Below are 12,547 nucleotides of genomic sequence, written 5' to 3'. Positions count from 1 at the left end.
AGGGGCGGGGTTGAGGGGCAAGCGGAACGCCTTTTTCCCTTCTCCCCTTGTGGGAGAAGGTGGATCGGCGCGCAGCGCCGAGACGGATGAGGGGTGCTGGACGGAACTCAGCGGCCAGCTAATGTGGCGCAAATGCCGCACCAGCCTGTCACCCAAGCCAAGCGCAGTTTTGCCCGAACGCTCCGCCGTGAGATGACGGAGGCTGAGCACAAGCTGTGGCAGGAATTGCGCGACCGCAGGCTCGATCGGATCAAGTTTCGCCGACAGGTGCCCATTGGAAAATACGTCGCCGATTTCGCTTGTCTCGAGGCGCGGCTCATCGTCGAGCTGGATGGTAGCCAGCACGCGGACTCGGAATCGGATTTGGCCCGCGGAGCTGAATTGAAGGCGAGAGGATTTCGGATCTTGCGCTTTTGGAATGATGATGTGCTGAAGGATCTGGACGGCGTCTGCGATACCATCATCGCCTATGTGAAGGATCCCGGTCTGCAGCCGTGGCGGTGAGCGGGTAGACGTCTCCACTCCGCTGGAGCACCCCTCATCCGTCTCGGCGCTGCGCGCCGATCCACCTTCTCCCCGTAAACGGGGCGAAGAGAAGCAATCACAAACCGGTGAAGCTGTAACGAACCTCTCCACCACGACGAATTGAAGCATGACCCCGCAACGGAGACTGCTTCCCATGACCGGATCGACAACAAGGATGGCCCTGCTCGCCGGCGCGATGCTCGCGGCCACGATGGGCGCGGCGACCGCGCAGCCGCTCACCGTGGTCGAGCTGTTCACCAGCCAGGGCTGCTCATCCTGCCCGCCGGCCAACGCCAACCTGATCAAGGTCAAGGACCAGCCGGGCGTGCTGGCGCTGTCGTTCAACGTCACCTATTGGGACTATCTCGGCTGGAAGGACACGTTCGGCCGCAAGGAATTCACGGAACGCCAGGTGACCTACGAGCCGTCGCTCGGCCGTGACGGGCCGTTCACGCCGCAAGTGGTGGTGAACGGCAGAAGCGACGGCGTGGGCGCCGCGCCGGGCGAGATCCAGAGCCTGATCGCCCGAAGTCAGACCAGCAAGGGCGGTCGCACGCAGGGGCCGGAGCTTTCGCTTGGGCAGGGCAAGGTCAGCATCGGCGCCGGCAAGGCGCCGGGCGGCGGCGCCGACATCTGGCTGGTGCGCTACACGAGAGGCGTCGTCGAGGTGCCGGTGGCGCGCGGCGAGAACACCGGCCGCACACTGCCGCATGCCAATGTCGTTCATGCGCTGACAAGGCTCGGCAGCTGGAACGGCACGACGACGACGCTGCCGCTGCCGGCAGCCGCCGGGGGCTTGAGCACCGCGGTGCTGGTGCAGGCGCCAGGCGGCGGACCGATCCTGGCCGCGGCGGCCAACTGATTTTTCCTTCTCTTCGCGCGGGGCCGCATGAAAGCGGCAACGCTTCACCAGGGCCCGCATGCGCGCGCCAAAACCAAGGAGACTACCCATGTCCAAGTTCCTCACGCTGCCGGCGCTGGCCTTCGCGCTTTCCGCGTCCGTCTTCGTCGCCGGCGCGCGCGCCGACGACACGGCCAATGCGATGAAGCCCGCCAATGCGATGGCGACCGACGCCATGAAGCCGGCGGACGCGATGAAGCCGGCGGACGCGATGAAGCCCGCCGATGCCATGAAGCCCGACGCGATGAGCACCGAGGCGATGAAGCCGGCGACGGATGCGATGAAGCCTTCGACGGATGCCATGAAGCCAGCGGACACCACCGCCCAGTAAGGTAAGCTTGCGATCCGCTTGCGTCGCCGGCCTGCGAGGCAATCGCACAGGGCAGCGCAGCCCCCGCTCCGTCTCGGCGCTGCGCGCCGATCCACCTCTCCCCCGCTTTGCGGGGGCGAGGAAACGCCAATCACGGAGGACGCGGCCTTTGTACGCCTGGGTTCCTCGCCCCCGCCTAAGGCGGGGGAGAGGTGGCTCGGCGAAGCCGAGACGGAGAGGGGGAGCGCCCTCGGCCATTGGCCGCACGGCAAAGTGAGGACCGCTTCGAGGCTTCGATCGTATATAATGAAGCAACAACAGGAGATCAGGACATGAACGGCATAAAGGCAAAGGCCGCGCGGCGATCGCCATTCTTCGCCCGCGGCACGTTGGCAATGCTCGGCCTTGCGGCCGTGGCGGCAGCGGCCCTGTGGCAGACACCGGCCCGCTCGGCCGAGGACGCGGTGGTGATCCCGCCGCCGGCGATTGACGAGAAGGCGGCGAGCGGCACCGAAAAGGCGATCTTCGCCGGCGGCTGCTTCTGGGGCGTGCAGGGCGTGTTCCAGCACGTCAAGGGCGTCAGCAAGGCCGTCTCCGGCTATACCGGCGGCAGCGCCGAAAACGCCGTCTATGAAGTCGTCGGCACCGGCCGCACGGGCCACGCCGAATCCGTCGAGATCACCTATGACCCGTCGAAGGTCACCTACGGCCAGCTGCTGCAGGTCTATTTCTCGGTCGCGCATAATCCGACGCAGTTGAACTACCAGGGGCCGGACCAGGGCACGCAATACCGCTCGACGATCTTCGCCGAAAACGACGAGCAGAAGAAGGTCGCCGAGAGCTATATCGCCCAGCTCGACAAGGCCAAGGTGTTCGCCAAGCCGATCGTCACCACGCTGGAGACCGGCAAGACCTTCTACCCGGCCGAGGACTACCATCAGGACTTCCTGACGCTGAACCCGACCTATCCCTATATCGTCTACAACGACCTGCCCAAGATCGAGAATTTGAAGGCGCTGTTCCCCAAGCTTTACAGCGAGAAGCCGGTGCTTGTGCTGGCCTCCAGCAAGAGCTGAGCGACACCCGCTCATCGTCATCCACGGGCGGAGCAAGGAGCGAAGCGACGCGCGCAGACCCGAGGATCCATTCCGGGGCGTATGAGCGCCGCTACGGTACAGAATTCTGCTCCGCTGCAGCCTTCGATCAAGGTCACGGAATGGATTCCAGGGTCTGCGCGACGCCGCCTCGCGGCTGCTCCGCCCTGGAATGACGAAGCTGGGATTTTTCGATCGTCAGGTATGTCCGCGTGGGCAGGTAACACGCCTTTGCGGTTGGCCGAAACGGCCCGGCCTCGTCATCCACGGGCGGAGCAAGGAGCGAAGCGACGCGCGCAGACCCGAGGATCCATTCCGTGACCTACGAGCGTCGCTCACGGTGCCGAATTCTGCTCCGCTGCACGCTTCGATCAAGGTCACGGCATGGATTCCAGGGTCTGCGCGACGCCGCTTCGCGGCTGCTCCGCCCTGGAATGACGAGGCTGGCTCCGGATGGTAGCAAAACCATCCGCCCTTTGTTTTGCTGGCAAAACAGAACACAATGTGAAGCAGTTCATAGAATTATACTTGACGCTGCAAAACATTGACATCCGATCTTCTGCCGCCACATAATCATCGCCGTCACTCTTTTGAAAATTCTGTTTCAGCTGATCCGGAGCGCTGCTTCCGGGGCGGATTCTTGTTGGCTGCATTGTTGGGCCGGGCATGCCGGCCGCGCTTCGGGAACAACGACGGATGGGGAGGAACGACAGATGGCCATCGACATAAAAGTCTCCGTCTACACCAATGGCGACGACGCCTTCGTCGCCTGGGCGCCGAGCGACTTCATCGCCGGGTGCCGGGGTTTTCTGCTCGAGCGAGGCCGCAAGGCCGGGGCGAGCGAGAGGATCGAGCCGGTGGAGAATCGCGTCGGCTTCACCAAGGACAAGCCGAAATCGGGCGACCACAGGCCGTCGGATGTCTGGCCGTTCCAGCGCTTCAACTGGACCGACCATGCGGCCGATGTCGGCAATGTCGTGCGCTACCGGGTGACAGCGATGATGAGCGCCGGACCCGGCAAGCCGCTGACCAAGGGGGTGTCGAGCGACTGGACGGACTGGGCGACGCTCGCCACCGACGCCGGCGGCGGCTTTTCCTGCTACTTCAACCGCGGCCTGGTGTTGTCGCAATTCGTCGCCCGCTACATGGCCAAGAACAAGCTTTCGCCCGCAGCCTTCAAGAAGAGCCTGCAGACCAATGGCGACGCAAAATTCCGGGCTTTCCTCGAAGGCGATCTCGGCCTGCGCATGGTCGGGCTGACGCAGGTCGCCGGCGACGAGCTGCATGCCGCGCTCTACGAGCTCGGCGACGCGATGCTGGAGACGGCGCTGATCGGGCTCGGGCCGCGGCTCCATCTCATCCTCGCCAACGGCTCCGACAAAAGCGGCGACGGCAACAAAGAGGCGCGCAAGAACCTCAACGACCACGGCATCGCGACCATCGACCGGATGCTGAAATCGAAAGGCCTCGGCCACAACAAATTCGTCGTCGTGTCCAAGGACGGCGAGCCGAAGATGGCGTGGACGGGCAGCACCAACTGGAGCACGACCGGCCTGTGCACGCAGGTCAACAACGGCTTGCTGATCGAGGACGCGGCGGTCGCGGCGCATTTCCGCAAGCATTGGGACCTGTTGAAGGACGCCTCGCCGCCCAAGACCGACCCGGCCAATTTCACGCCGGCGCTGATGGCGGACAACGATGCGCCCAAGACTTTTACGGTCGGGACTGCCAAGGCGACCGTCTGGTTCACCCGCACCTCGGATGGCGCCGACATGGCGGCGCTGCGCGACGTCATCGCCTCGGCCAAGCAGGCGGTGCTTTTCCTGATGTTCACGCCGGGCAAGCAGGGGCTGCACACGCTGGCCGGGCAGCGCGCCAGGGAAAAGGGCATGTATGTGCGCGGCGTGGTCTCGACCCTGAGCGCGGAGGAGGGCGGCACCGAGCAGAATTTCCTCGATATCGGTCTGGTGAGCAGCGACCGGAAATTCACGCCCGACCGCTACGCGGTGGCGCAGCCGCAGGGCCTCGACGCGCCGCTCGGGCCATGGATCGCCGAGGTCAACCGGCCGACCTTCCTGTCCCAGATCGGCCACGCCATCGTGCACTCGAAGATCCTGGTGACCGACCCGCATTCGAACGACTGCGTGGTGGTGACCGGCAGCCACAATTTCTCGGCGCCGACGAGCCAGAAGAACGACGAGAACCTGGTAATCGTGCGCGGCCACAGGAAGCTCGCCGCCGCCTATGCCACCTACGCGATGTCGGTCTACAGCCACTATCGCTACCGCTCCTACATCCGCGAGATGCGGGCCCAAGGCAAGACGCCGTGGAGCTATCTCGACGACGACGACCAGTGGCTGAAGACCGAGCTCAGGACTAAGGCGCAGGAGATCGCGTTCTGGACGCAGACCTGATTTCCTTCTCCCCGTTCCACGGGCAGAAGGTGTCGCGAAGTGACGGATGAGGGGCAGCGCCGGCATCTGCGGCTAACCGCCGACCCATGCCTGACAGGTCAGTGCCGCCCCTCATTGCCCTGTCGGGCATTTCTCCTGGCGCGACTGATCAGGCCGAGGCTTGATTGCCACGTGGTTCCCCCAATCCGTCGCTGCTTCGCAGCGCCACCTTTCCCACCTCCGGAGGGAAAGGAAGGGAGCATTTCTGGACGGGCGTTGACGGCAAAAGCTTGGCGCCTTTCCTCTACCCCGTCGATCGGGGGAGAGGTGGCTCGGCGAAGCCGAGACGGAGTGGGGGGTCGACCAGCGCTACATTAGCCAATACATGCGCCAAGCTGCCATGCACGCTATCGCCAAAGACCAGCCGCTTGTGTGCATGCCGCAGCGTAACGGGGAGAAAGAATCTGTCGCCAGCGCCGGCGCTCCAGTCGCCGCGGCCGGTATACCTGGTCTGGCAAGGGCCGCCAGTTGGGCGTTCCCTGTCCAGAACTGTCAGCAGCAGCGGCGATTGACAGTTGCACCCGGCGGCATCCGACCTATATGAGATCACCTTTTCCAGCCGGCCGTATTTCAGCATGTCATCCATCATCTCGATCTCCGGTGTCACGAAAACCTATGCCACCGGCTTCAAGGCGCTGAAGGAAATCAATCTCGACATCGAGCGCGGCGAAATCTTCGCGCTGCTCGGGCCGAACGGCGCCGGCAAGACGACGCTGATCTCGATCGTCTGCGGCATCGTCAACCGCTCGTCGGGCACTGTCACGGTGGGCGGCCACGACATCGGCCGCGACTACCGCGCCGCGCGCAGCCTGATTGGGCTGGTGCCGCAGGAGCTCACCATCGACGCCTTCGAGACGGTCTGGGCCACGGTGAACTACAGCCGCGGCCTGTTCGGCAAGGCGCCCAACGCGGCCTTCGTCGAGAAAGTGCTGCGCGACCTCTCGCTGTGGGACAAGAAGGATTCCAAAGCGATCACCCTGTCGGGCGGCATGAAGCGCCGGCTGATGATCGCCAAGGCGCTGTCGCACGAGCCGCGCGTGCTGTTCCTCGACGAGCCGACGGCCGGCGTCGATGTCGAATTGCGCCAGGACATGTGGGCGATGGTGCGGCGGCTGCGCGAGGACGGCGTCACCATCATCCTCACCACGCATTACATCGAAGAGGCCGAAGCGATGGCCGACCGCGTCGGCGTCATCAACAAGGGCGAGATCATCCTGGTCGAGGGCAAGGCCGAGCTGATGCGCAAGCTCGGCCGCAAGCAGATGAATCTGGAGCTGCGCGCGCCGCTTGCCGCCGTTCCGGACGGCCTATCGCACTATTCATTGGAGCTGTCGGACGACGGCAACCAGCTCACCTACACCTATGACAACCAGAGCGACCGTCCGGGCGTCGCCTCGCTGATCCGCGACCTCGAGGCGGCCGGCGTCCAGTTTCGCGACCTCGACACCAAGAACAGCTCGCTCGAAGAGATCTTCGTCAATCTTCTGAGGCAAGAGCCATGAACCTGCGCGCGGTATGGGCGATCTACCGGGTGGAGATGGCGCGCGCCTTCCGCACGGTGCTGCAGAGCATCATCTCGCCGGTCATCTCGACATCGCTCTATTTCGTCGTCTTCGGCTCGGCCATCGGCTCACGCATCACCGAGATCGACGGCATCGCCTATGGCGCCTTCATCGTGCCCGGCCTGATGATGCTGTCGCTCTTGACGCAGTCGATCTCCAACGCCTCCTTCGCCATCTATTTCCCGAAATTCGTCGGCTCGATCTACGAGCTTTTGTCGGCGCCGGTCTCCTACCTGGAAATCATCATCGCCTATGTCGGGGGTGCCGCGACCAAGTCCGTCATGCTCGGCCTGATCATCCTGGCCACCGCGGCGCTGTTCGTGCCGCTCAGGATCGAGCACCCATTCTGGATGATCACCTTCCTGGTGCTGACCGCGGTGACCTTCAGCCTGTTCGGCTTCATCATCGGCATCTGGGCAAAGACCTTCGAGCAGCTGCAGCTGGTGCCGCTGCTCATCGTCACGCCGCTCACCTTCCTCGGCGGCAGCTTCTATTCGATCCACATGCTGCCCGGCATCTGGAAGACGATCACGCTGTTCAATCCGGTCGTCTACCTGATCAGCGGGTTCCGCTGGAGTTTTTACGGCAAGGCCGACGTCTCGGTCGGCGTCAGCCTCGGCATGACGGTGATGTTCCTGGCCATCTGCATCGCGATCGTCGCTTGGATATTTAAAACCGGCTACCGGTTGAGAAACTGACGGAGTTCCTCTCCCCATGGCTACGCTATGCACATATTCCGAGCAGCTGGCCTTTGGCGATAGCGTGCACGGCAGCTTGGCGCAAGCATTGTCCAACGTAGCGCTGGTCGACCCCCACTCCGTCTCGGCTTCGCCGAGCCACCTCTGCCCCGATCGACGGGGTAGAGGAAAGGCGCCAAGCCTTTTGCCGTCAACGCTCGTCCAGCAACGCTCCCTTCCTTTCCCTCCGGAGGGGGGAAAGGTGGCGCTGCGAAGCAGCGACGGATTGGGGGAACCACCTGGCAATCAAGCCTCAGGTCGATCAGTCACGCCAGTCACAGAAGATATGTGCATAGCGTAGACCAAGTGGGGAGAGGAAGCGCCTGCCTAAACCGCCTTGATCAGCCGCAGCAGGCCCAGCATTTCCACGAAAGTCCCTTTGCGGAATGCGATATAGGTCGGCTCCTCGACACCGTGGAAGCGGCGCTTGAAGGCTGCCTGGCCCTGCAGGTTGAAGCGCGAGCGGTTGACCCAGGGCGAGTCGTAGGCGCGCTGGAAGGTGCCGCGCCAGAAGCTCGATTCGGCGAAGCCGCTCGGCTCGATGTCGAGCAGCGGCGAGAGGCCGAGCGTCACCTGTGAGACGCCCTCCTCGCGAAAGCGGTCGACGGCGAATTTGGTCAGGCCGATCTCGGCATGTGGCGTCGCGTCGACCTGTTTGCGCTTGAAGGAGGTGGTATAGCCGATGACCTTGCCGTCGCGAAACAACGGGTCGAAATCGAGGATGGCGAGAAGCCGGCCTTCAGGTCCGTGCAGGAGGAAGCGGCGCATGTCGGCGCCGATCTCTTCGGAAAAACGACGGTTGAGGAAACCCATTTCCCAGCGCTTGATGATGCGCTCCTTGCGCCAGTCGGCGGAAAGCTGCTTGATCTCGTCCTGCAGCCCGTCGCCCTTGTCCTCGGCGAGGGTAAAACCCTTCTTCGTCAGCCAGCGCTCGGAATAGCGCACGGTCTCGTTGCGCTTGCCGGAAAAATCATGCGCAGGCAGCGGCAGCCTGGTGTCGATGCCGAGGCGATTGACCTGGTAGCCGAGGCCGGCGAGCACCTTGGCCGTGTCGGCGCCGACCTGGACGAACCAGGGGCTGCCTGCGGCCTCGACGAAGCGCTTGATATAGGCCGGACGGTCGGCCGGGTCCGCCACCGGATCGCCAAGCGCGAAATGACGGCTCATCTTGGTGCCGAAGGCGATGTAGCCGTCGCCATCGCTGAAATAGGACAGTTTCTGCTGCACCGCCGTCGAATAGGCGAGCGAGAAATCGCCGTAACGGCGCACCAGCGCCAGGCGTTCGTCGTCCGTCAGGTCGCGTCGCGGGACCTTGGGTGCCACGGCATCGAGAAGCCTGTCGAAATAGATGCGCAGGGGCGCCATGAGCTCCGCGTGCCAAGAATGGATGACCTGCCGCCCTCAGGTCGCGAATCGCTGGCGACCGCTGCGGGCCGCGTGCGTCAACGCGATATAGGATGCAATTGACCGCGAATGAAGGGCAAACGTCCGAAGGCGGTGCTGTCGCTCATCGGCTGCCGCAACGGACATGCGAAAGATCGGCTTGATATTTTCCATACATTGTTATATATCAAATTATCGATACGCGACGAGGCTGCTATGGAAGACGTTCTCCGATCCCTCGGCTTTCTGTGCCTCGGCAGCCGGATGAAGCGTATAGGTGAGCAGTTGCAGGCCGACACGCAGCGCGTGCTCGACCGCCTGGACATGCGCATCCAGTCGAGCCAGTACCCGCTGCTCGCCGCGCTCGACAGGCTGGGCCCGTTGCCGGTCGGCGAGCTGGCCCAATCCTTGGGCATCGCCCAGCCCGGCGTGACGCGCAGTGTGGCGCTGCTTGCCGAATTGGGGCTGGTCGAGGTCAACCCTTCGCAAGACGACCAGCGGCGCAGGATCGTTTCGCTGAGCCGCAACGGCCGGCGGCTGGTCGACCAGGCGAAGCGGGAGATCTGGCCCAGAATCGAGAATGCCGTGGCGGATGTGTGCGCCGATCTTTCCGGGCCGCTGCTCGGCCAACTTGCGGCAATCGAGGATCGTCTGGCCGCAACGCCGCTCCATCGCCGCGCCGAGAACGCCAAGGTGGCCGCGCCGTGAAACATGTTCTCGACCGCCCCATCTGGAGCGCGCTTGCAACGCGGCACCAGACCTTCGCCGAAGGCGGCGACCTTGCCAGGCGATATCGTCCGTCGATCGTGCCCTTCGCTGCCACTGCCGCCAACGATGCGGACAGCTTGCGGGCGCTGGCCGGGCTTCTCCCGCCGGGCGAAACAGCCATCCTCGTCCAGGCGGATGAGATCGCCCTGCCGCCGGAAATTTCCGCGATATCGGCAGCGCCGCTGGTGCAGATGATCGCCGAAGCGCCGATGCCGACTGCATCAGACGGGCGTATCCGGCAGCTGACCAAGGACGATGCGGCGGAAATGCTGGCGCTCGCCTCGCTCACCAAGCCCGGCCCCTTCACGCTGGAGGCACTGAGCCTCGGCGATTTCTGGGGCATCAGGATCGACGGCAGGCTGGCGGCAATGGCCGGCGAGCGCATGAAGCAGCCCGGCTACAGCGAGCTCAGCGGCGTGTGCACGCATCCGGACTTTCGCGGCGGCGGCCTTGCCCGCCTGCTGTCGGTGTTCGTCGCCGGCCGGATCGCGGCACGCGGCGAGGTTCCATACCTGCACGCCTATGACAGCAACGCTGCGGCGATCAGGCTTTACGAGTCCATCGGCTTCCGCTTGAGAAGCAAGATGAACATGGCCATGGTCCAACGCGCGGAGTGACGAAAGGGAGGATTTGATCGAAATCCTCCCTCTCGACGTCTCAGCTACAAGAGGTCACACTGCGATCTTGCCGCCGCCCTGCTTCGTGATCGCAACGACGGACGGCCGCACCGGCATGTCCGGCTTGAAGTCCGGCCAGCGGGTCGACGGGTCCTCGTAATAGGATGGGCGGCCAAAACCTTCCCAGTCCTCGCCACCGTCGCCCGGGTGCTGGACGGCGACGAAAGCTGTCTGGTCATCCGGCGCGAATAGCGGGCCGCACATTTCGGCGCCGATCGGCACGCGGAAGAACAGTTTCGACGTTGCCCGCGCAGCACCCTCGGTATCGACCGCCCAGAGACCGTCGGTGCGGCCGGTGGCCTTCGGGCCCTGGCCGTCGGTGGCGACCCACAGGCGCCCGGCGGAATCGACGGCGCAATTGTCCGGCATGCCGAACCAGCCATGGGCGGTGGTCGCGGTCGAGAAAGTGGCGCCGACATCGGCAACGGACGGATCGCCGCATTTCAACAGCACTTCCCATTTGCCCTTGGTGGCGGCGAAGTCGCCGCCATCCTCGACGATCTCGATGATGTGGCCGAAAGCGTTCTCGGCGCGCGGATTGGCGGCGTCGACCTGCTCGGCCTTGCGCTTGGAATTGTTGGTCAGCATGACATAGACCTTGCCATTGCCGGCATTGGGCTGGATGTCCTCCGGCCGGTCCATCTTGGTGGCGCCGAGCAGGTCGGCGGCGCGGCGCGTCTCGATGAGAACGTCGGCCTGGGAAGCAAAACCGTTCTCCCCCGTCAGCGGGCCTTGACCGAAAACGATCGGCATCCATTCGACCGAGCCGTCCTCGGCGAATTTGGCCACATGCAACGTGCCGTCATCGAGCAGGTCCAAGTTGGCGGCGCGGTCGTTCGGGTTGAAAATGCCCTTGGTGACGAATTTGTAGACATAGTCGAAGCGCTCGTCGTCGCCGAGATAGAAGACGACGCGGCCGTCCTTGGCGACGATCGACTCGGCGCCCTCATGCTTGAAGCGGCCCATGGCGGTGCGCTTCTTCGGGGTCGAGTTGGGATCGTTGACGTCGACCTCGACGATCCAGCCGAAACGGTTCGGCTCGTTCGGCTCCTTGGCAAGGTTGAAGCGGTCGTAATGCGCGCCCCACTCATACGCGCCTTCGGGGATGCCGAGGCGCTTGTAATTGGCCGCTTCCCTGTGGCCTTCCGGCAGTTCGCCCGAGAAATAGCCGTGGATGTTCTCCTCGGCCATCACATAGGTGCCCCAGGGCGTGACGCCGCCGGCGCAATTGTTGAGCGTGCCGAAGACCTTGGTGCCGGACGGATCGGCATTGGTCTTGACGCGGTCATGGCCGGCGACCGGGCCGGACAGCGCCATCTCGGTGGTCGACATGATGCGGCGGTTGAGCTTGCCGTCGCGCACCACCTGCCACTTCCCGTCCTGCTTGCGGATCTCGACGATGGTGCCGCCATGCGCGGCCATCTCGACATCGACTTGCTCCTTTGAGAGCGGCGCGACCTCGGCCTTCTTCTTGCCGTCCTTCTCGACGACCGAGACGATGCCGGGAAACATCAGATGCGGGTTGGTGTATTCGTGGTTGACGACCAAAAGGCCGTGCTCGGCCGAGCCGTCGACCGGGATATAGCCGACATAGTCGTTGTTGTAGCCGAACTGCTTCGCCTGGGCTTCGGCCGACTGCTTCAGCGGATCGAACTCGGGCGAATCGGCGAACAGCGGATCGCCCCAGCGCAACAGCACGTCGGCGTCATAGCCGGGCGCGACATGGTGCTTGTCGTCGATGCCGGCTTCGAGCTCGTCGAACTTGAAAGCCGAGGCTTCGGCGGCGCGCGCCTCGTCGGCCGCAATCAGCGCCAGCGGGCTGACGGTGGCGGCGATGGCCGACACGGCCAGCGAACCCATGAGAAAGCCGCGGCGCGAGAAACGCGCGGCGATGATCTCGCCCATGGTGCTGTTGCCGGTCGGGTTGACCGGCGGGCCGTCATTTTCCTCGAGCTGGCTGGTCCGGAAACGGGTCTCAGGGGTCACGGTCATGAGTTTGTCCTCTGGCTTCTGAGTGGCTGGGGATTTTGACCTTTCGACCCCTAAAGCGCGCCCATCACATTTTCGTGACACTGCCGTGATAGAACCGCAATAGTTGTTTGCCGGCTCGCGGCGGCTTTTGCGACACCCGGCTTCA

Annotated in this window: 11 protein-coding genes; 9 read left to right on the top strand and 2 right to left on the bottom strand. The window is 64.1% G+C overall.

Annotated elements, in window-relative coordinates; all coding sequences use genetic code 11:
• Positions 1-93: 93 nt before the first annotated feature.
• From LB529_RS20525 to LB529_RS20495, 7 genes are all read left to right on the top strand, one after another.
• Entirely contained in the window at positions 94-504 is a 411-nt protein-coding gene (locus LB529_RS20525) for an endonuclease domain-containing protein (protein WP_411962557.1), read from the top strand.
• 175 nt (positions 505-679) lie between these two features.
• Positions 680-1,387, top strand: coding sequence for a DUF1223 domain-containing protein (locus tag LB529_RS20520; RefSeq protein ID WP_224712151.1), 708 nt, complete (start codon positions 680-682; stop codon positions 1,385-1,387).
• An 88-nt stretch (positions 1,388-1,475) separates the two neighbouring features.
• Positions 1,476-1,757 (top strand): hypothetical protein, encoded by a 282-nt coding sequence (locus tag LB529_RS20515; protein WP_224712150.1) that lies wholly within the window; start codon positions 1,476-1,478, stop codon positions 1,755-1,757.
• A 311-nt stretch (positions 1,758-2,068) separates the two neighbouring features.
• Positions 2,069-2,812: a peptide-methionine (S)-S-oxide reductase MsrA gene (gene msrA, locus LB529_RS20510; RefSeq protein ID WP_411962556.1), complete on the top strand. Its 744-nt coding sequence runs from the start codon at positions 2,069-2,071 to the stop codon at positions 2,810-2,812.
• Between the two features lie 731 nt (positions 2,813-3,543).
• A complete protein-coding gene (locus LB529_RS20505; protein WP_224712149.1) occupies positions 3,544-5,244 on the top strand; it encodes a phospholipase D-like domain-containing protein in 1,701 nt (566 codons plus the stop codon).
• A 614-nt stretch (positions 5,245-5,858) separates the two neighbouring features.
• A complete protein-coding gene (locus LB529_RS20500) occupies positions 5,859-6,785 on the top strand; it encodes an ABC transporter ATP-binding protein (RefSeq protein WP_224532627.1) in 927 nt (308 codons plus the stop codon).
• A complete protein-coding gene (locus LB529_RS20495; RefSeq protein ID WP_224712148.1) occupies positions 6,782-7,543 on the top strand; it encodes an ABC transporter permease in 762 nt (253 codons plus the stop codon). Before LB529_RS20500 ends, LB529_RS20495 begins: the two co-directional genes overlap by 4 nt.
• Positions 7,544-7,909: 366 nt before the next feature.
• On the opposite strand, the gene LB529_RS20490 is transcribed toward LB529_RS20495, so the two are convergent.
• Positions 7,910-8,947 carry a phosphatidylglycerol lysyltransferase domain-containing protein gene (locus LB529_RS20490; protein ID WP_224712147.1) on the bottom strand — a complete coding sequence of 346 codons (1,038 nt, stop codon included), beginning with the start codon at positions 8,945-8,947 and terminating at the stop codon, positions 7,910-7,912.
• A gap of 234 nt (positions 8,948-9,181) precedes the next feature.
• On the opposite strand from LB529_RS20490, the gene LB529_RS20485 reads away from it, so the two are divergent.
• Both LB529_RS20485 and LB529_RS20480 read left to right on the top strand, forming a co-directional pair.
• Positions 9,182-9,673, top strand: coding sequence for a MarR family winged helix-turn-helix transcriptional regulator (locus LB529_RS20485; RefSeq protein ID WP_224639937.1), 492 nt, complete (start codon positions 9,182-9,184; stop codon positions 9,671-9,673).
• The gene (locus LB529_RS20480; protein ID WP_224712146.1) at positions 9,670-10,350 is read left to right on the top strand and encodes a GNAT family N-acetyltransferase; all 681 of its coding nucleotides are present in this window, start codon (positions 9,670-9,672) and stop codon (positions 10,348-10,350) included. Before LB529_RS20485 ends, LB529_RS20480 begins: the two co-directional genes overlap by 4 nt.
• A gap of 54 nt (positions 10,351-10,404) precedes the next feature.
• Here the strand turns inward: LB529_RS20480 and LB529_RS20475 are convergent, their stop codons facing one another.
• Entirely contained in the window at positions 10,405-12,402 is a 1,998-nt protein-coding gene (locus LB529_RS20475; RefSeq protein ID WP_224712145.1) for a PhoX family protein, read from the bottom strand.
• Between the last annotated feature and the right edge of the window lie 145 nt (positions 12,403-12,547).

The sequence above is a fragment of the Mesorhizobium sp. CA5 genome, from assembly GCF_020165105.1.
GTDB lineage: Bacteria > Pseudomonadota > Alphaproteobacteria > Rhizobiales > Rhizobiaceae > Mesorhizobium.
This window is presented reverse-complemented; position numbering and strand designations above follow the sequence as displayed.

Coding starts and splice junctions, on each gene's coding strand:
- LB529_RS20520 (WP_224712151.1), top strand. CDS start 680: ATGACCGGATCGACAACAAGGATGGCCCTGCTCGCCGGCGCGATGCTC.
- LB529_RS20515 (WP_224712150.1), top strand. CDS start 1,476: ATGTCCAAGTTCCTCACGCTGCCGGCGCTGGCCTTCGCGCTTTCCGCG.
- msrA (WP_411962556.1), top strand. CDS start 2,069: ATGAACGGCATAAAGGCAAAGGCCGCGCGGCGATCGCCATTCTTCGCC.
- LB529_RS20505 (WP_224712149.1), top strand. CDS start 3,544: ATGGCCATCGACATAAAAGTCTCCGTCTACACCAATGGCGACGACGCC.
- LB529_RS20500 (WP_224532627.1), top strand. CDS start 5,859: ATGTCATCCATCATCTCGATCTCCGGTGTCACGAAAACCTATGCCACC.
- LB529_RS20495 (WP_224712148.1), top strand. CDS start 6,782: ATGAACCTGCGCGCGGTATGGGCGATCTACCGGGTGGAGATGGCGCGC.
- LB529_RS20490 (WP_224712147.1), bottom strand. CDS start 8,947: ATGGCGCCCCTGCGCATCTATTTCGACAGGCTTCTCGATGCCGTGGCA.
- LB529_RS20485 (WP_224639937.1), top strand. CDS start 9,182: ATGGAAGACGTTCTCCGATCCCTCGGCTTTCTGTGCCTCGGCAGCCGG.
- LB529_RS20475 (WP_224712145.1), bottom strand. CDS start 12,402: ATGACCGTGACCCCTGAGACCCGTTTCCGGACCAGCCAGCTCGAGGAA.